Source organism: Roseateles flavus (assembly GCF_039872765.1).
In the GTDB taxonomy this organism is placed as follows: domain Bacteria; phylum Pseudomonadota; class Gammaproteobacteria; order Burkholderiales; family Burkholderiaceae_C; genus Roseateles_B; species Roseateles_B flavus.
This window is the reverse complement of record NZ_JBDPZC010000005.1, coordinates 299045-316804: the sequence shown is the minus strand read 5'-3', so window position 1 is coordinate 316804 and position 17760 is coordinate 299045. Positions and strand designations below refer to the sequence as shown.

The window sequence follows — 17760 nt, the reverse complement described above, 5'->3', positions numbered from 1 at the left end:
CATGCCGGAATCCAGGGATGAAGACACTCAGACTCCAACTGCGCTTCCTGCTTCCTCTGGCGGTGGCGCTGGTAGGGGCGGCCTACATCGCGCTGCCACTGCTGGATCAGGTTACCTTGCGATGGTTCTCACGGGACCTCAATAGCCGTGGCGCCTTGATGGTCAATGCCATGTCGGACGCCGTGGCGGAGGCCCTGCTGGACCCGCGCGGGGAACGGCTGTCCACGCTGCTCGACCGGGCGGTGCAGGACGAGCGCCTGTTCGCCATCGCCGCCTGCGATGCCCAGGGCAGGCTGCTGCATGCCACGCATGCCTTTCCGGACGGGCTCAGCTGTGCGCGCAGCCTCTCCATCGCCAACCGCCAGGATCCGCGTCTCAAGCTGGCGGGTGGTGCCGTGCATGTGGGCGTGCACAACATCATGCGGCCGGCGCCTGATCTGCCCGCAGAGCCCTGGGGCAATCCCGCCAGCGGGCCGGCGACCTTCGACGCCGCCTCGGCGGCGCCCGCCCAGGACGCGGCCGCCGCGGCTCAGGGTCCTGCGATCGTCGGCCGCCTGGTGCTGCTGCATGACATGAGCTTCATCGAGAAGCGCAGTCAGGACACCCGGCGCTACCTGGTCGGCTTCATCGCCATCCTGGGCTTTGTCATCGCCCTCATTACCGTCAGCGTGGCACAGCTGAGCTGGCGCGGCTGGGTCAAGGGTGCGCGGGCCATCATGCGGGGCGAGGGGCTGGTCAGCCCGCTGCTGCCGCCGCCGGAGCTGGCGCCCTTTGTCGACGAACTCCGCAACAGCCTGCGCGACCTCGAGGACGAATACCGCCGCATGCAGGGCCCGGCCCTGGAATGGACCGGCGAGCGCCTGCGCAACCTGCTGCAGACCCAGCTGCGGGGGGACCAGGTCATCGTGGTTTCCAACCGCGAGCCCTACATCCATGAGCAGGGGCCGGAAGGCATCGTGGTGCGCCGGCCCGCCAGCGGCCTGGTCACCGCGGTGGAGCCGGTGATGCGGGCCTGCTCGGGCACCTGGATTGCCCACGGCAGCGGCAGCGCGGACCGCGAGGCCGTGGACCGCCACGACCGCGTGGCCGTGCCGCCCGGCGTGGAGGACTACCAGCTGCGCCGCATCTGGCTGACACCCGAGGAGGAGCAGGGCTACTACTATGGCTTCGCCAACGAAGGGCTGTGGCCGCTGTGCCATGTGGCGCACGTGCGGCCGGTCTTCCGGGAATCGGACTGGGAGGCCTACCAGCGGGTCAACCAGCGCTTCGCCGATGCCGTCGTGGCCGAGGCCCGCAGCGAGGATCCCGTGGTGCTGGTGCAGGACTACCACTTCGCCCTGCTGCCGGCCATGATCCGTGCCCAGCTGCCTCAGGCCACGGTGCTGACCTTCTGGCACATCCCCTGGCCCAATCCGGAGTCCTTCGGCATCTGCCCCTGGCACAAGGAGATCCTGCAGGGGCTGCTGGGCAGCACCATCCTGGGCTTCCATACCCGCTTCCATTGCCGCAATTTCATGGAGACGGTGGACCGCTCCCTGGAGGCTCGCATCGAGGCCGAGTACTCCACCATCCGCTTCCAGGACAAGGAGACGCTGGTGGAGAGCTACCCCATCTCCATCGAATGGCCGGAGCCCGCCACGGTGGCCGCCTGGCCCAGCGTGGCCCAGTGCCGCCAGCAGGTGATCGACCGCCTGGGCCTGCCGCAGGACCTGTGCCTGGCGGTGGGCGTGGACCGCTTCGACTACACCAAGGGCATCCTGGAGCGGCTCAATGCCGTGGAGCGGCTGCTGGAGAAGGCGCCCGAATGGATCGGCCGCTTCGTCTTTGTGCAGGTGGCCGCGCCCACACGCGCCTCGCTGGACGAATACCGCAGCTTCCAGGAACATGTGGAGCGGGTCGCCGAGCGCATCAACACGCGCTTCGGTCGGCCCGGCTACCGGCCGGTACACCTGCTGGCCCAGCACCATGAGCCGGACGCCGTGAACGAGCTGTTCCGCGCCGCGGACATCGGCGTGGTCACCAGCCTTCACGACGGCATGAACCTGGTGTGCAAGGAGTTCGTGGCAGCCCGTGACGACCAGCAGGGCGTGCTGGTGCTGAGCCGCTTTGCCGGCGCAGCCCGTGAGATGACGGAGGCGCTGATCGTGAATCCCTACCACGTCGAGGAGACCGCCGACGCCCTGCTGCGCGCCGCCACGATGCCGCCGGCCGAACAGCGCGAGCGCATGGTGAGCCTGCGCAGCACGGTGCGGGAGTTCAACGTCTTCCGCTGGGCGGCCCGCATGCTGGCCGATGCCGGCCGCTGGCGACTGCGGGCGCGCGTGGAGGCGCGCGTGCGGCGGCTCGGCTCGGGCTGAGGGCAGGGCGGGCCATGAAGCTGCACATCTTCAGCCCGCAGGGGGAGCTGGCACTGGCCGCCACCATGGCGTCCCGCCCGCTGCTGGCTTTCGATTTCGACGGCACGCTGGCCCCCATCGTCGCCCTGCCCGACATGGCCCGCATGCCGCCTGGTGTGGTCAGCCGCCTGCGGCTGCTGTCGCTGCGCCTGCCGGTGGCCATCGTGACGGGCCGGGAGGTGGCCGATGTGCGCAAGCGCCTGGACTTCACGCCGACCTACATCGTCGGCAGCCATGGCGCCGAGAGCGATCTGATCGACCCATCTCCCGTGTGGGTGAGCGCCATGGAATCGGCCCGGGAGTGGCTGCAGCCCTTTCGTGCCGAGCTGCAGGCGCTGGGCGTGCAGGTCGAGGACAAGCGCAGCTCCATCGCCTTGCACTACCGCATGGCGCGGGACCGCGAGTGGGCGCGGCAGCGGCTGGAGGAGATCATCAAGACGGCGGGCCCGGCCCTGCACGTCTTCGGGGGCAAGCTGGTCTTCAACATCGTGGCCGCCCGGGCGCCGGACAAGGCCGATGCCGTGCATGCCGTCGTGGCCCGCGAGGGGGCGGCCGCAGCGGTCTTCATCGGCGATGACATCAATGACGAGCCGGTGTTCCAGCGGGCCCCGGCGCATTGGCTGACCATCAAGGTCGGCCGCACCAGCTGGCAGTCCAGGGCCCGCTTCTACCTGGACAGCCCGCGTGAGATGGCCCTGCTGCTGGACCGCATGCTGGCGCAGTCCGGCGCCCCGCCAGCCCGGCCTGCCGGCCTTCAGTGAGCAGCGCCGGCCGCAGGTGGAAGCTGGCCACGGCCTGCAGCAGCCCCTGGGCCTGGTTGCGCAGGTTGTCCGCGGCAGCGGCACGCTCCTCAACCAGGGCGGCGTTCTGCTGCGTCACCAGGCACATCGCCTTCGACCGCGACGGGGTGCTGCTTGTCCACAGATTTTGTGGGCAAGTCGCTCAGCTGGCTTACCACCACCTCCCCGGAGCGTCACAGCCCTGACACGAACCCGGCGCAGCCTTGGCTGAGTGCCGAGTCCTCAGTTGGGAGCGCTGTCATGAACATCGACCTGCCTGCCTTTCTCGCCGAACATCGCTGGGCCCTGCGCGATGCCATGGCGCGGACCCTGGACCGCTTGGCGCCCTGCGTGCCCGTGGACATCTACGACGCCACCGACACGATGTGCCAGGAGCTGGTTCGCGCCCTGGGCAGTCGTGCGGCTGCGCGAGCGGCGGAGCCCTCCCTGTTCAAATTGCCGGGCAGATCAGCCCGGCACCTTCAAGATCCAGCGTGAGAGGCGAGGCTCAGTCCGACGTATCAACGCCTCGCCGGGCCCACTGCAAGTAGGACTGCACCAGCTCCGAGATGGAGTGGACGAGGGGTGCCTGTGAGGCCGTCAGCCCGGCCACGCTCCAGGCGATGAACTCCCCCTGAGTGACGCCCGCGGCCCTGCACGCCGTTGCCATGTCTTGGCCGTCCTGCTCAGCAAGTCGAACCACTTCCTTGCATCGACGGCCCAGCCCTTCAGCGCTGGTCGATCTCGGGACCATTCGGCCCCCGTCGTGGATCCTCTTTACCCATGACAACTCCCTGTCTGGCAAGCCATGGGGCGCTTGGGCGACGCGGCATGCAAGAGTCAGCACTCTCCCATGAGAGGGAGCCGTGTGGTCATCGCCCGACCGGGAGTCCTGGCTTTGCATTGGGTCAGCTTTGCCGCATTCAGGACTTGATTTTGCTGCATTGCAGCATGAGGATTTCCTGACCGGCTTCACAACAAAGAGGGGTCCTCATGCGCAATCTGTCCCAAGCCCTGTTCCTCGATTCGGAGGTGGGCGCGCTCACCGAGCTGCCGAAGGCAGGTACCACCCTGGAAGTGCCGCTTGTGTACGACCGCGTCGCCGACGATTTGTGCCAGATGGCGAGGGCCGGCGTGCTGGAGGTGGTGGCTCGCGATGTGCAAACCGTCCGGGGCGAGAAGCTCATCACACATTTGGCGTTCAGACGCCTGCGTTGACTGCCGTTGGCGGCGGATTGACATCGGTACGTCATGACTGGCCGTTCCACTGGGACTCGCGTTACACCCCTATGCGAGGAGTACAGGCATGGCGCAGCAGTTCATGGTGGATCGCGATGACCCCCGACAGGCATTGCAGTCGCTCATCTCCCGCGCGGGCTTTGACCCGGCCGATTTCGAGATTGATGAGGACCTGAGCGGCGACTACATCGACTGGGCCGGGCACTCAGTGCGGGCCTTGTCGCTGCGCCGCAGAGGCACGTCACTCCGGCACACCTATGCGGTGGCGGTCAACAGCCCCTGGATGTTTGCACCCTTCGCCGATCTCACGTCGGGCAAGTATGGCGCCCCCAAACGGCAAAGACTGAATTGACGGGTGCCCGCTCTTGGGAGGCCCAGTGCCGCACTCCAGGCGGGGGGAGCGCCCCGTGGCCTTGACCGGATCCTTGCACGTTCGCAGGATCTCTGCCGCATCGGCATGCAGTCCCCTGCCTGCCCAGCCCCACAGCACCCGTGCCCGCGTCGGCGGCTGACGCCCTCGTCGTGGCCCAGTGCCGCTGCTTCGCCGGGGAGTGAACGGCGCCCCGCAGCCCCTCGGGCCAGTCGCCGCCGATGCCATGTGACACCCGGCAGTCGCCAGCTCCTCTGAACGGCCTGCGTCAGGGTCGGCGTCGCTTCACGGGGGTTTCATTCCTGATTCCTATGGTGCGGCCTTGCCACGACAGCTTCAGCCATGCCGTATGGGCATGGAACTAATGCGCTGGGCACTCACCACCACACGATTGGAGACAGAGACAATGAAGAAGCAGCAGGAACATGTCAACGACAAGCGCCGGGAACTCTTGCGCAATGGCCTTGTCGGCGCAGGCCTCGTGTCAACCGGGGCCAGCCATGCCTGGATCACCAACCTGCCTCCGGTTCCGCCCCAGGTGCAGACCGCGGAGGGGCTGCAAGCCCTGGCCTTTGCTGGCGGTTTCGGCCCCCTGCAGACGGCTGATGCCAACGGCGTGCGCCTGCCCGTGGGCTTCAGCTCCCGCATCCTGGCGCGCAGCGGCCAGCCGGTAGCGGCGACCAGGTACAACTGGCACTCGACGCCCGATGGCGGCGCGTGTGCACCGGTGGCCGGCGGGGGCTGGCGCTACATCGGCAACAGCGAGGTGGACAGCCGCGGAGGCGGTGTCTCCGTCATGGAATTCGACAGCTTGGGTACGATCACACGAGCCTATGCCATCTGCACCGGCACCAGCCGCAACTGCGCCGGCGGCATGAGCCCGTGGGGCACATGGATCACCTGCGAAGAGGTCGAGAACGGCCGCGCCATCGAATGCGACCCGGCGGGCCTCAAGGCACCGGTGGTGCGCAATGCCATGGGCTGGTTCTATCGCGAGGGCGTGGCCTTTGACATCAAGACCGGCTACGTCTACATGACCGAGGACAAGTCGGACGGTCGCCTGTACCGCTTCATTCCCAAGGTGCCCGGGGACCTGAGTACGGGCAAGGTGCAGGTGGCCCGCCGCTCAGGGAGCAACCCCCATTACACGGTCAGCTGGATCGACCTCCCCAACCCCAACCCCACCAGCAGCAGCAACTACACCCGCAAGCAGGTCAGCAGCAGCTCTGCTTTCAATGGCGGCGAGGGTATCTGGTACCAGAACGGCTTTGTCTACTTCACGACCAAGGGAGACAACCGCGTCTGGGCTCTGGAGACGGCCACCAGCAAGCTGGACATCATCTACGATCCCTCGACCTCCGCGACGCCCGTCCTGAGCGGCGTGGACAACATCGTGGGTGCCAAGGACGGCAATCTCTACGTGGCCGAGGACGGCGGCGATCTGCAGGTGTGCGTCATCAATGCGAAGCGCGAAGTCAGCCCCGTTCTCCAGTTGGTGGGCCACAACGCCTCCGAAGTCACCGGTATCGCCTTCAGCCCCGACGGCACGCGGCTCTACTTCAGCTCGCAGCGCGGCACCACAGGCAGTGGCTCCGGTGGCATGACCTTCGAAGTTCGTGGTCCCTTCCTGACGTCCGGGGCCTGACCCCTGTCGCTCCCCTGACCGGTCTTGTTCCTGGCCACTACAGCCGAAGGCGCGGTGGCGATGCGGCGGGACTGCAGCGGACGTATGCGGTCCGGTCGGGCCCGAGACTGCAGCCTAGGCGCTGGGCGCCGGGCGGCTTTGCGCGATCGGCTCAATCACACAACGGACCCAGTTGCGTGAGCGCGGCTCCGGGCCGTGCTCACGCAGGTAGTTCTCGACTGCGTCGTCCGCATCCAGGAACACCAGGCCCTGCAGGTCGCCGCTATGGGAGACGGTGCGGCGCCACAGCCGTTGGACCCGGGTGCTGAACTGGTGCACGGCTGCGGGCCCGTCCTCCCCGTCCAGCAGGTGCAGCCGCAGGGGCTCTGGGCCCCACTCAATGCCAGGCGGAGTGAAGACCTGGATCCCCTTCCGCTGAGATTCATGACCAGGGCGGCAGTGCCATGCTGAAAGTTGGAGGGCACAAAGACCCACACTGGGATCAGCTCCCGCTCCACGGGCAGAAGGAAGAAGGTGATGCGCTCCTGCTGCAGAGCGTCGGCAGCAGGCGAACGGGGGGAAACAGGCGAATGGGCGCTCATGAGCCCTGGGTGGTCAGATAGGGCAGCCTCGTTGACTGAACCTTTCGAGCATGCGTTCCCAAAACCTGGCATCGCGCGGGACCCCTGTCGTCGAGTCCCGCCACCAAGAGCGGGTCGACTTTTCCTGCTGCCCGTCGACCGTGAGCACCTCTCCGTCTGGGGCTTTGTCCCGCCGGCTTTTCAGCATGGCATCGCGGGACTGGTCATGCACCTCAGCGAGCGCGGGAGCCAGGTGTTGACGCCACCGGATGTCGGGCGGAGCGCGGACCCCTTGCGGCTGATGGCGACAAGGGCGAGGCGCCTACCCACCATTTCAGTGCGCGCGTCCAGGGGCTTTGGCGTCGCACCATCTCGCACCTCGCTGTTCCTGGATCCCGACGAAGCGGTCGAGGTCTATTTGCGCGAGCGCCGATCCGAGCCCCGATCTCGCAACTGGGTTTCCCGCGTCATCGAGCCGTTCGGCGCGAACGGCTCGTCAGGCAGGCGGGACCCTGTTGTCGCAACGATCCGCCTTGCTCGATGTCAATGGTCGTGCGACACGCGCAACAGTTGTCCCCGAAGCTGGGTAAATGGATTGCCAGCCGGTGCCCAGGCTTGCACAGTGGCGTCAAAGGGTGCGCTGCGACTCGCTCTCGTCGAGAAGCACATGTGCACAGGCCTGCATCGGCCGCATGGCGCCCAGGGGATCGATGGACAGTCAATCTCGGATGCGTCCGCCAGGCGGGGTCGCTCACCGAGAGGCCAATCACTGTTGACTCTTCAAAGGAGCACGACGTGGAACTTGTCACTCGTACGCTTTGCCGGGCGGCATTCGCGGCCCTTCCCTTGAGCTTTTCAGTCGGTGCGCTGGCCGCTGATCATTTGGTCGTTGTGGTCAGTGCTTCCAGCAATGCGCCCAAGCTGACGGGCGAGCAGGTCTCGGCGATCTTCCTGGGCAGCGTCAAGAGCTTCCCGAATGGAGACAAGGCGATCCCCATCGACCAGACGGCAGGCTCCCCGGCGTACGGGCAGTTCTACAGCCAGGTTGCCGGACGTAGCGAGGCCCAGATCAAGGCGTATTGGTCACGCATGGTGTTCACCGGAAAAGGGGCCCCTCCACAGGAGGCCGGCGACGCCGGTGCGGTCAAGAAGCTGGTGGCCAGCAACCCCAACCTGGTGGGCTACATCGACGCGGCGCAGGTGGACGGCAGCGTCAAGGTCCTGGCAGAGATCAAGTGAAAGGATGGCGAGCATGAATACCTCCAAGAACGCCGTACTGATGCTTCGGATCGCCGCACTGGGCGCTGCGCTGGGCGGAGCGGCTCCCACGCAGGCGGACGACATGCGCTTCACCTGGTCCGGCTTTGCACAGCTGACCGTGGCCAAGGTGCTCAGCGGCACCGATCGCAAGTACATGGAATGGCAATGCCCCTGCGCGATCCAGAACTGGGAGTACGTGGGCGTCTACGAGAAGTCCCGGGGCTGGCAGGCCGACCAGGAATCGCTCCTGGGCCTGCAGGGCACGCTGCATGTCAATGACGCGCTGTCAGCGACGGCGCAGGTCGTTTCCAGGGCCAACAACAAGAACTACCGCCCAACCCTGGACTGGGCCTACCTCTCGTATGCGCTCAATGATTCCTGGACCCTGCAGGCGGGTCGCAAGCGCATCCCGCTGTACTACTACAGCGACTTCCTCTACATCGGCACGGCCTATCCGTGGGTGCGTCCGGCGCCGGACGTCTACGGCTGGCCCATCTACGCCTACGACGGGGCCAACCTGGCCTACAGCGGCGCACTCAAGGGCAGCTGGACCCTGGAGGGCAATGTCTGGGCGGGCAACTTCCAGAATGACAACGCGCCCTACAACACGCGCATCTACTGGGGTGACCCGACCACGGAGAAGTGGCGCAACATCCTGGGCGGCTACGTGACGGTGTCGGACGGTGTCTACAGCGCCCGCGTCATGCTCATGCGCTTCGACAACTACCAGTGGAGCGACCTGGCCGACGGCACCCGGCGCGACAACCTCCCGGGCTATCGCACCACCATTGCGGGCCTGTCCTTCAACTACGACGGCCGCGAGTGGATCCTGCGCAGCGAGATCAACCGCTTCCAGCAGGCGACCTCCGACTTCGTCTACAACTACTTCCTCGTTGGCCTCGGCTACCGGTGGCACGACTGGACCGGCATGGCGACGGTCTCGCGGTACCGCACGCAGGAGAACAACCTGGGCTTCGCCATCGAGGGGCGCCGCACGCAGAGCCTGGCCCTGCGCTACGACCTGAACAAGAACGTGGCGCTCAAGGCCCAGTACGACGTCTCCAAGGATCAGTCCAAGTACGACTTCTTCGGGGACCACAAGCTGTTGTCCCTTTCTGTGCAGACTTCGTTTTGATCGCCGGGAACTCGCTCGCCATTGCATGCATCTCAGCACTGAGCCGGTGGCTTGTCGCAGGGCTTGTCGTCGGCATCGCCGCCCCCAGCGGAGCTGCGATACCGCCGGCAATGCCCTTGGTTCAGCGCGCTCCACCGGCGCGGCCCTACAACTGGCGCTCGGCACCGTCGCCTCCCCGCGTCTGCGCCTTGCTGCCCGATGCCAAGGACAACTACTGGTGGGGCGTCTCGTGGGCGCTTGCCTCGCATGCCAGGCAAAAAGGCGTCTCCCTGGGCATCTACTTCTCGGCGGGCTACGCGGATGTCGCCTCGCAGCAGCGCCAGTGGGCCCTGTGCGAATCGCTGGGGGCTCAAGCGATCGTCGTCGCAGCGGTCAATGCAGAGGGGTTGAAGGCGGAGGCTGCACGGGCGATGAAGCAAGGGATTTTCGTCGTCGACTTTGTCAATGGCGCCAGTTACAGGACGAGCTTGCAAGCGGCGCTCAACTTCAACCAGATCGCCGATTTGGTGGGGGCCCGAGTCAAGGCCGTATCTCAAAAGGCCAGGCCCGTGGTCGCCTGGTTTCCCGGACCCGCCGATAGCGCTCAAGTGAACGACACCGAAGTGCGCTTGCGTCAGGTCTTTGCACAGCAGGGCGTCCAGCTTGGCATCGGCGGCTATGGGCCACCAGATCCTGGACACCAGGCGGGCTTGGTGCGCGGCTACCTCCAAGCAAAGGGCACCCCCGACTTCATCGTGGGCAACGCCGCTGCGGTGGTGTTTGCCGGAAGGTACTTCAAGCGTCGGCCGCCCCCCGCGCCGATTCTGATTTCGGTGGGCGTCTCGCATGAGGTGGTTTCATTGCTCCGGGAGGGTCTGATCGACTCCATCGTCACAGATACGCCGATTCACAATGCCCGAGCGGTGCTGGATGCTGTCGTTGCCGCAGTTCAGGGGCCTCGCTCTGGCGCCGCCAGTCTGGAGCTGCCAGTGCTGCTCCTGACCCAAGCTTCGCTCCCCCAGGTAGACCTTTCCTCTCTGCTGCCTCCCGCCAGCCAGTGGATCGTGCAGCAACCGCTGCCGCCTTACTTCTCCTTTGATCAAGCGGACCGCTGAAGGTGAGCGCCAGGATGTTCTTCGAAGGCTCCCGGCTGTAGCCGGTAGTGGGGCGTCACAGTCTTCGAGGTATGCCAGCTCGCGGTGCAACAAGCCGCACTCATCCTTGAAAAAATGAGCGGAGTAACGGCGGCACCAAGTCAACACGCGCGTTGCAACGACGGGCCTCGACATGCAGAGGCCCTCGACGTGTTGATCGGCCGTTGCGCAGCATCAACTTTGCAAGGCACACTGACTGTCCAACTTCTGGGGGTCAGTTCACGATTACGTGGACACGATCCTCACAGCCGCGATGCGTCCATTAAAGAAGGGATGGCCGGACGCATACGTTCCGAAAGCGGGCCGAGCCGACCTCTTGACTGGCGGCAGTGGAGCGTCCTGCAAGTTGGGGGCCTAAGCCCCCAAGGCGTCGCCCACGCCCTTGGGGCGCCTATGAACATTGCCTACCTTACGCGGGCTGCTGCTGGGTGGCTCAGAGGACTTACCTCTCCGTCGTACCGCCAAAGCGGAAGTCCGGATCGAGGCCTTTCGCCGAATCCATGACCTTGCCACAGGCCCCGGAAACCACAAACCTGCCAACGCGGCAGCTTTATGGTTCGAGGCACAAAAAACGGCTTCCCCTAGGAAGACGGTGGTGGAGAGGAGGAGGATCGAACTCCCGACCTTCGCATTGCGAACGCGACGCTCTCCCAGCTGAGCTACCCCCCCACGGTCGCGAAAAGTATAGCCACGCACTGTGACGTGTGCGAGTGCCCGTTGGAACTGAGCGAAACTGCGGGCCTTGCCACGGAGTCCGGGCTTGTGCACCCGGGAGCAGCCATGTCCGAACACAGCGCCGATTGGTTTGAATCGCAGTACAACAACCGTCGCCGTGTCCCCGAGGCCGAGGTCCTGTTGCAGCGCTGGGCCGAGGCGTCGGCGCTGGTGCGGGAGCAGGCACGCTGCCAGCTCGATCTGCGCTACGGTGCCGGGCCGCGGCAGCGCCTGGACGTGTTCAGTGACAGCGTCGCCAAGGCGCCCGTGCTGGTCTTCATCCACGGCGGCTACTGGCGGGCGCTGTCCAAGGAGGACCTCTCCTTCGTCGCGCCGGGCTTCACCAGCGAAGGCGCGGTCGTGGTCATCCCGGGCTATGACCTGTGCCCCGAGGTCAGCATGGAGCGCATCCCGCTGCAACTGGCCGAGGCGCTGGCCTGGGTCTGGCGCCATGTCGCGGACTATGGCGGCGACCCCAATCACATCGTGCTGGCCGGCCATTCGGCGGGCGGGCATCTGGCCGCCTTGCTGAGCTGCTTCGACTGGAAGAGCCTGGCACCGGACCTGCCGCGCCAATTGGTCAAGGGCGTGCTGTCCCTCTCAGGCCTGCATGAGCTCGAGCCCCTGGTGCACACGCCTTTCCTGCAGGCCGACCTGCGCCTGGACGAGGCCAGCGCCCGCCGCCTGAGCCCCGTGCACCAGGCGCCGCCGGATTCCCCGCTCTATGCCGTCGTCGGCGGAGCGGAAAGCGAGGAGTTCAAGCGACAGTGCCGCCTCATCCAGGAGGCCTGGGGGCCACAGGCCGTGCCTGTGCTCGAAGAGGTGCCGGGCTACAACCACTTCGACCTGCTCTACGACCTGGTGGCGCCCGAAGGCATCAGCCATGCCCTGGCGCGCCGCCTGCTGGACCTGCGCTGGTACAGCCCGCTGCTCTGAAGTCGCGGCGGCTCAGACCGCCATGTAGCGCCCCGGGCGGTGGTTGATGGCCAGGGCGGCGTTCATCGCGGCCATGCCCAGCAGGGAATAGCCGATGCGCTCGGGGCTGACCACCGCCATGGAAGCCAGCAGGATGCTCGCATCCAGCGCGGCCTGCATGTAGCCTGCACGCCAGCCGCGGCTGTCCTGGAGGTAGAGCACCAGGATGTTGAGCCCGCCCAGGCTGGCCCGGTGGCGGAACAGGATCAGCATCCCCGCGCCAATCATCAGGCCGCCGGCGATCGCCGCGAACCAGGTGTTGATCTGGGAGAACTGGACCAGGCGCGGCAGCGCCTCGGACAGCGTGGACATCAGCGTCACCGCCGCCACGGTCTTGAGCGTGAAGGCCAGGCCCATGCGCCGGTAGGCCAGCCAGTAGAAGGGCAGGTTGATGCAGAAGAACAGCAGGCCGAAGGGCCAGCCGCTGGTGTAGTGCAGCAGGAAGGCGATGCCCACGGTGCCGCCGGTGAGCATGCCCACCTGCTTGAACAGGGCCACGCCCAGGGCCACGAAGAGCGTGCCTGTCAACAGGGCCTGCGCGTCCTCGAACAGCGTGTGCCGGAAGCTCTTGGTACTGATCACGCCCATGCGGACCTCATTCGCCGACGCCGGACAGAAAGAACTTGATCAGACCCTTGGCGGCAAAGCCCACCAGGCCGAAGCCCAGGCCCAGCAGCAGGATGAAGGTGCCGAACTTGCCCGCCTTGGACTCGCGCGCCAGCTGCAGGATGATGAAGACCATGTACAGCATGAAGGCCGTGACGCCCACGCTGAGCCCGAACTGGGCGATCTGTTCCTCGGTATAGCCAAACATCTCTTCAATCGTTGCGGGTCAGGCCCGAGGTGTCGACGAGGTCCCGATAGGCATGCCAGCTGGCATGCCCCAGCCAGGGCAGCACGACGACGAAGCCCAGCATCAGCGTGGCCATGCCCAGCAGGGTCAGGCCCATGATGAGGACGGCCCACAGCGCCACCGGCGCGGGGTACTCCATCACCACGCGCCAGCTGGTGAACACGGCGCCCAGCACGCCGATCTGGCGGTCCAGCAGCAGGGGCACGGCGATCACGGTGGAGGCGAAGACGGGAGCGGCCAGCAGGGCGCCCAGCGCCAGCCAGGCCTCGAAGAGATGGCTTTGCTCGTTGAGCACCACATGGCGCAGGAAGTCCAGGGGCTTCAGGATGGGCACGCCCGCAAAGCCGGTGATCAGCGAGGCCGAGGTCATCACCCAGCCGGTGCCGGCAAAGGCCAGCAGCACGCCGAAGAGCACCAGCCGCCCGTCGCGGGGCTTCCAGACGTTCAGCACCGTGCGCAGGCCGGGGTGGCGGTTCGCCTCGATCTCGCGGCTGATGGCGTAGAGCCCCGTGGCAAGAATGGGTGCGACCAGCAGGAAGCCGCTGAAGGCGCCGGCCAGCAGCCAGAAGCGGTCACGGCCGAGCAGGAAGATCAGCGCACCGAGCAGGGCCAGCACCAGGCCGTGCAGCAGCGAGGGGCCGGGGCAGCGCGTCATGTCGGCCCAGCCGCGGGCCAGCCAGCCCAGCGGGCGCAGTGGCGGCACGGGCTTGACGCCGAAGCGGCGCGACTCCTGCAGGGCTTTCTCGGTGTACTTGTTGGGCATCAGGATGTTCATGCTGCCATGCTCGACCCTGGCGGGCCTTGATGGGCATCAAGACTAACCCTGATGCCCGCGGATCGTCCGGCCGAGAAAGGCGCAGGCCATGAAAAAGCCGCCCCGGCCGGTGGCGGGGGCGGCTTTCGCTGAGGCCGTCAGCCTCAGATCAGGGGCACGATGCGGTTCAGGTCATCGTCCTCGCCAGGCGCCTTGCGCAGCGGAACCAGCTGGTGGTGCAGCACGCCGTGGTGACCCGGCTGGGTGACCCCGTCGCCCAGCAGATTGCCCGCCGGTCCGGCCAGGACGTCGCCCAGGCTCAGCTTGGGTTCGCCGGACTTGCCGTGCTCCGGCGTCGCCGCATGGGCGTCACCCGTGCTGGCGGCGCTGCTGGCGGACTCGCCCGTGTCCTTGGCGAACCAGACGTCCGCCATGTCATGGGTCTTGCCGTCGCTGGTCGTGTAGCCGGAGACCAGGCCCAGCAGGTTGCCGTTGTTCACCGCCGTGCCGGTCTGCGCATGCAGGTCCAGCGAGGTGATGCCCAGATCCGCCAGGGACTTCAGCTCGCCCGCGTCGGTCTTGCCGTCGTGGTTGGCATCCACCCAGACCTTGAGCTGGCCGAACTGGGCGTCGGTGACGTTCAGTGCGCCGTCATGGTTGCTGTCCAGCGTGGCCATGGCCTGGTAGCCGTTGGCGGCGCGGCTGCCGTCCGCCAGCTGGGTGCCGCTGCCGAACAGTTCCTTGCCGTCGTTGATCTGGCCATCGCCGTTGCGGTCCATGACCAGCAGGCCGTCATTGCCGCCCACCCAGCCCCACTTCTGGGCGTTGCCGGTGCCGTTCAGGTCGAAGCTGACGCCCTGGGCCGCCGCGGTCGTCGAGACGCCGTTGCCGTCCAGGTCCAGCACGATGGGCGAGGTCAGCCACAGCGCGTCGAGCTGGGCTCCCGTCATCGCGTGGATGACTTCCGTGGTCAGCGCGCCGAACTGGGTCATGTTCAGCTTGGCGATGTCCTCGGACTCCATGCCGACGATCTGCTCCGTCGTGAGGCTGTGGATCTGCTCCGTTGTCAGCCCGGCGATCTGCGAGGTGGTCAGGGCCTTGATGTCATCGCTGGCGAGGTGCGAGAACTGGTCCGTCGTGAGCGCGTGGATCTGGGCCGAGCTGAAGGCCGCGATCTGCGTGGTGCTCAGCGCATTGATGTCATCGCTGCTGAAGGTGCTGATCTGGTCCGTGGTCAGCGCCAGCACCTGGGCCGTGCTCAGTGCGGCGATGTGCTCGGTGCCCAGCGCCGAGAACTGCTCCGTCGACAGCGCATGCAGGGCGGAGGTCGACAGCAGCTTGATGTCATCGCTGCTGAAGGCCGCCATGTCGGCGCTGTCGATGCCCTTCACCTGGGCCGAGGTCAGCAGACCGATCTGCGTGCTGGTGAAGGCATCGATCTGGTCGGAGCTGAAGGCCTGGAGGTCATCAGACTGCAGGGCGCGGAAGGCCGCCGTGCTCAGGGCGCGGATGTCCTCGGACGAGAAGGTCACGATCTGGTCCGAAGTCATGGCCGTGACCTGGGCCGCACTGAGCGAGGCCACCTGGTCGGAGCCCAGCGCCTGGATGTCGGCGGTCTCCCACTTCTGGACCTGCGCCGTCGTCAGCGCAGCCACCTGCACCACGCTCAGCGTCGGCACCTGGTCGCTGGTCAGGGCATTCAGCTGGTCGCTGCTCAGGGCGCGGACGGCGAAGGCGTTCAGCGCGCGGAGGTCGTCCGTCTGCATGGCCGCGATCATGCCCACGCTGATGCCGGGCACCTGGACCGAGGTCAGGGCGGCCATCTGGGCGGTGCCCATGGCGTTGAAGTCGTCCGAGCCCATCGCGTTGATCTGGGCCGAGCTCAGCGCCGCCACCTGGGTCACCGTCAGCGCGGCGACCTGGTCGGAGGTCAGCGCCACGAACTGGTCGGTGCTGAAGCTGCGCAGGGCCGCGGTGCTCAGGGCACGCAGGTCATCCGTGGCCAGGGCCGCGATCTGGTCGGAGTGCAGGCCGGCGACCTGGTTGGAGGTCAGCCCGCTGTACTGCGCCGTGGTCAGCGCCACCAGCTGGTCCGTGCCCATGGCGCCCAGCTGGACGCTGCTGATGCCGCGGATGCCGGCACTGCTGATGGCCTGCAGATCGTCGGTGGCCAGCTTCATGAACTGGTCGGTGCCGATGGCCGCGACCTGTGTCGAGCTCATGGCTGCGTACTGGTCGGTCGTGAAGGCCACCAGGTCCTCGCTGCCCAGGCCGCGGATCTGTGCGCTGGTCAGCGCATTGACCTGGGCCGTGGTCATGGCTGCGAACTGGTCGGAGCCGAGCGTGCCCAGCACATCCGTGCTGATGGCGCGCAGGGCGGCCGTGCTGATGGCACGCAGATCGTCCGACTGCATCTTGGCCAGCTGATCGCTGCTGAAGCCCACGATCTGGCTGCTGGTGAGGGCCGCGGCCTGGGCCGTGGTCAGTGCCACGACCTCATCCGTGGTCAGCGCGGCGATCTGGGCCGAGCTCAGGCTGCGCAGGGCGGCCGTGTTGAGCGCCGCGAAGTCCTCGGTCTGCAGGGCACGCAGCTGGTCGGTGCCCAGGGCGGAGACCTGCGCCGAGGTGAGCACGGCGAACTGGTCGGTGCCCAGCGCGTTCAGGTCGTCGCTGACCATGCCCTTGATCTGCGCGCTGGTGAGCGCGGCCACCTGGGCGGTGGTCAGGGCGCCGATCTGGTCGGAGCCGAGGGCACCGATCTGCTCGGTGCCGAGGGCCCGGATGGCCGAGGTGCTGATCGCACGGAGGTCGTCGGTCTCCAGCGCGGCGATCTGGTCGGTGCTCAGGCCCTTGACCTGCGCACTGGTGAGCGCCGCGGCCTGGGCCGTGGTCAGTGCCTTGATCTCGTCGGTCGAGAAGCCGCCGAACTGGTTGCCCGGGCTGGTGGCCAGCGAGGCGATCTGGGCCGAGGTGAGGGCCACGATCTGGTCGGAGGTCAGCGCGGCGATCTGGTCGCTGCTCAGCGCCTTGATCGTGGCGGTGCTGAGGGCGCGCAGATCGTCGGTCTCGATCTTGGCGATCTGGTCGCTGGTGAGGCCGGTGACCTGGCTGCTGGTGAGGGCCGCGGCCTGGGCGGTGCTCAGGGCCACGATCTCATCGGTGGTTAGGGCGCCGATCTGGACGGAGCTCATGCCACGCAGGGCCGCCGTGTTGATGGCGGCGAGGTCCTCGGTCTGCAGGGTCTTGATCTGATCGCTCGTCAGGGCGGCCACCTGGCTGGAGCTCAGGGCCTTGAACTGGTCGGTGCCCAGCGCGTTGAGGTCGTCGCTGGCGAGGCTCTTGAGCTGGCTGCTGGTCAGCGCCTGGACCTGGCTCGTGGTCAGTGCGCCCAGCTGGTCCGAGGTCAGCTGTGCCAGCTGGTCGGTGCCCAGCGCCTTGATCACCGAAGTGCTCAGGGCACGCAGGTCCTGGGTCTCGAGCTTGATCAGCTGGTCGCTGGTCAGTCCGCCGATCTGTGCCGAGGTCAGGGACGCCGCCTGGTCGGTGGACAGCCCGATGATCTGGTCGCTGGTCAGCGCGCTCAGCTGCGCCGAGGTCAGACCCTTCAGGGCGGCCGTGCTGATGTTGCCGAAGTCGTCGGTGGTCATGGTGCGGATCTGGTCCGTACCGATGGCCGCGATCTGGGCCGAGCTCAGCACCTTGATCTGGTCGGACACCAGGGCATTGAGGTCGTCGCTGCCCAGGCCCTTGATCTGGGCGGTGGTCAGGGCCGAGACCTGAGCGGTCGTCAGCGCGCCGATCTGGTCGGAGCCCAGGGCGGCGATCTGCTCGGTGCTGAGGGCCTTGATGGCGGCCGTGCTGAGGGCACGCAGGTCATCGGTCTCGAAGGCGGCCACCTGGTCGGTGCTCAGGCCCTTGACCTGTGCACTGGTCAGCGCAGCGGCCTG

Annotated in this window: 14 protein-coding genes and 1 tRNA gene; 10 read left to right on the top strand and 5 right to left on the bottom strand. The window is 66.9% G+C overall.

All coding sequences use genetic code 11. The annotated features are described in order from the left end of the window. Positions 1-17: 17 nt before the first annotated feature. From ABDJ40_RS12960 to ABDJ40_RS12920, 9 genes are all read left to right on the top strand, one after another. Entirely contained in the window at positions 18-2357 is a 2340-nt protein-coding gene (locus ABDJ40_RS12960) for an alpha,alpha-trehalose-phosphate synthase (UDP-forming) (protein WP_347610272.1), read from the top strand. A 14-nt stretch (positions 2358-2371) separates the two neighbouring features. Further along, entirely contained in the window at positions 2372-3157 is a 786-nt protein-coding gene (gene otsB, locus ABDJ40_RS12955; protein WP_347610270.1) for a trehalose-phosphatase, read from the top strand. A 279-nt stretch (positions 3158-3436) separates the two neighbouring features. Then, positions 3437-3673, top strand: a complete 237-nt coding sequence (locus ABDJ40_RS12950) for a hypothetical protein (protein ID WP_347610268.1) — start codon at positions 3437-3439, stop codon at positions 3671-3673. Positions 3674-4168: 495 nt separating this feature from the next. Then, positions 4169-4393 carry a hypothetical protein gene (locus ABDJ40_RS12945; RefSeq protein WP_347610266.1) on the top strand — a complete coding sequence of 75 codons (225 nt, stop codon included), beginning with the start codon at positions 4169-4171 and terminating at the stop codon, positions 4391-4393. A gap of 88 nt (positions 4394-4481) precedes the next feature. After that, a complete protein-coding gene (locus tag ABDJ40_RS12940) occupies positions 4482-4766 on the top strand; it encodes a hypothetical protein (RefSeq protein ID WP_347610264.1) in 285 nt (94 codons plus the stop codon). A 424-nt stretch (positions 4767-5190) separates the two neighbouring features. Further along, positions 5191-6429 carry an alkaline phosphatase PhoX gene (locus tag ABDJ40_RS12935; protein ID WP_347610262.1) on the top strand — a complete coding sequence of 413 codons (1239 nt, stop codon included), beginning with the start codon at positions 5191-5193 and terminating at the stop codon, positions 6427-6429. Positions 6430-7784: 1355 nt separating this feature from the next. Continuing rightward, on the top strand, positions 7785-8228 hold the full coding sequence (locus ABDJ40_RS12930) for a type 2 periplasmic-binding domain-containing protein (RefSeq protein WP_347610260.1): 444 nt from the start codon (positions 7785-7787) through the stop codon (positions 8226-8228). A 13-nt stretch (positions 8229-8241) separates the two neighbouring features. After that, the gene (locus ABDJ40_RS12925) at positions 8242-9384 is read left to right on the top strand and encodes a hypothetical protein (RefSeq protein WP_347610258.1); all 1143 of its coding nucleotides are present in this window, start codon (positions 8242-8244) and stop codon (positions 9382-9384) included. Positions 9385-9572: 188 nt separating this feature from the next. After that, the gene (locus ABDJ40_RS12920; RefSeq protein ID WP_347610256.1) at positions 9573-10478 is read left to right on the top strand and encodes a substrate-binding domain-containing protein; all 906 of its coding nucleotides are present in this window, start codon (positions 9573-9575) and stop codon (positions 10476-10478) included. A 632-nt stretch (positions 10479-11110) separates the two neighbouring features. Here ABDJ40_RS12920 and ABDJ40_RS12915 read toward each other — a convergent pair. Next, positions 11111-11186, bottom strand: a tRNA-Ala gene (locus ABDJ40_RS12915). A 111-nt stretch (positions 11187-11297) separates the two neighbouring features. On the opposite strand from ABDJ40_RS12915, the gene ABDJ40_RS12910 reads away from it, so the two are divergent. Continuing rightward, complete coding sequence (locus tag ABDJ40_RS12910; protein ID WP_347610254.1) at positions 11298-12167, top strand: alpha/beta hydrolase; 870 nt, start codon at positions 11298-11300, stop codon at positions 12165-12167. A gap of 12 nt (positions 12168-12179) precedes the next feature. Here ABDJ40_RS12910 and ABDJ40_RS12905 read toward each other — a convergent pair whose 3' ends face one another. From ABDJ40_RS12905 to ABDJ40_RS12890, 4 genes are all read right to left on the bottom strand, one after another. Beyond that, positions 12180-12794, bottom strand: a complete 615-nt coding sequence (locus ABDJ40_RS12905; protein WP_269632636.1) for a YitT family protein — start codon at positions 12792-12794, stop codon at positions 12180-12182. 7 nt (positions 12795-12801) lie between these two features. Further along, positions 12802-13020: a DUF2788 domain-containing protein gene (locus tag ABDJ40_RS12900; RefSeq protein ID WP_269632637.1), complete on the bottom strand. Its 219-nt coding sequence runs from the start codon at positions 13018-13020 to the stop codon at positions 12802-12804. Between the two features lie 4 nt (positions 13021-13024). Then, a complete protein-coding gene (locus tag ABDJ40_RS12895) occupies positions 13025-13834 on the bottom strand; it encodes a DUF2189 domain-containing protein (RefSeq protein WP_347610251.1) in 810 nt (269 codons plus the stop codon). A gap of 143 nt (positions 13835-13977) precedes the next feature. Next, positions 13978-17760, bottom strand: a 3783-nt coding sequence (locus ABDJ40_RS12890) for a heme utilization protein (RefSeq protein WP_347610249.1), incomplete at its 5' end; no start/stop codon positions are given.

Coding starts and splice junctions, on each gene's coding strand:
- ABDJ40_RS12960 (WP_347610272.1), top strand. CDS start 18: ATGAAGACACTCAGACTCCAACTGCGCTTCCTGCTTCCTCTGGCGGTG.
- otsB (WP_347610270.1), top strand. CDS start 2,372: ATGAAGCTGCACATCTTCAGCCCGCAGGGGGAGCTGGCACTGGCCGCC.
- ABDJ40_RS12950 (WP_347610268.1), top strand. CDS start 3,437: ATGAACATCGACCTGCCTGCCTTTCTCGCCGAACATCGCTGGGCCCTG.
- ABDJ40_RS12945 (WP_347610266.1), top strand. CDS start 4,169: ATGCGCAATCTGTCCCAAGCCCTGTTCCTCGATTCGGAGGTGGGCGCG.
- ABDJ40_RS12940 (WP_347610264.1), top strand. CDS start 4,482: ATGGCGCAGCAGTTCATGGTGGATCGCGATGACCCCCGACAGGCATTG.
- ABDJ40_RS12935 (WP_347610262.1), top strand. CDS start 5,191: ATGAAGAAGCAGCAGGAACATGTCAACGACAAGCGCCGGGAACTCTTG.
- ABDJ40_RS12925 (WP_347610258.1), top strand. CDS start 8,242: ATGAATACCTCCAAGAACGCCGTACTGATGCTTCGGATCGCCGCACTG.
- ABDJ40_RS12910 (WP_347610254.1), top strand. CDS start 11,298: ATGTCCGAACACAGCGCCGATTGGTTTGAATCGCAGTACAACAACCGT.
- ABDJ40_RS12905 (WP_269632636.1), bottom strand. CDS start 12,794: ATGGGCGTGATCAGTACCAAGAGCTTCCGGCACACGCTGTTCGAGGAC.
- ABDJ40_RS12900 (WP_269632637.1), bottom strand. CDS start 13,020: ATGTTTGGCTATACCGAGGAACAGATCGCCCAGTTCGGGCTCAGCGTG.
- ABDJ40_RS12895 (WP_347610251.1), bottom strand. CDS start 13,834: ATGAACATCCTGATGCCCAACAAGTACACCGAGAAAGCCCTGCAGGAG.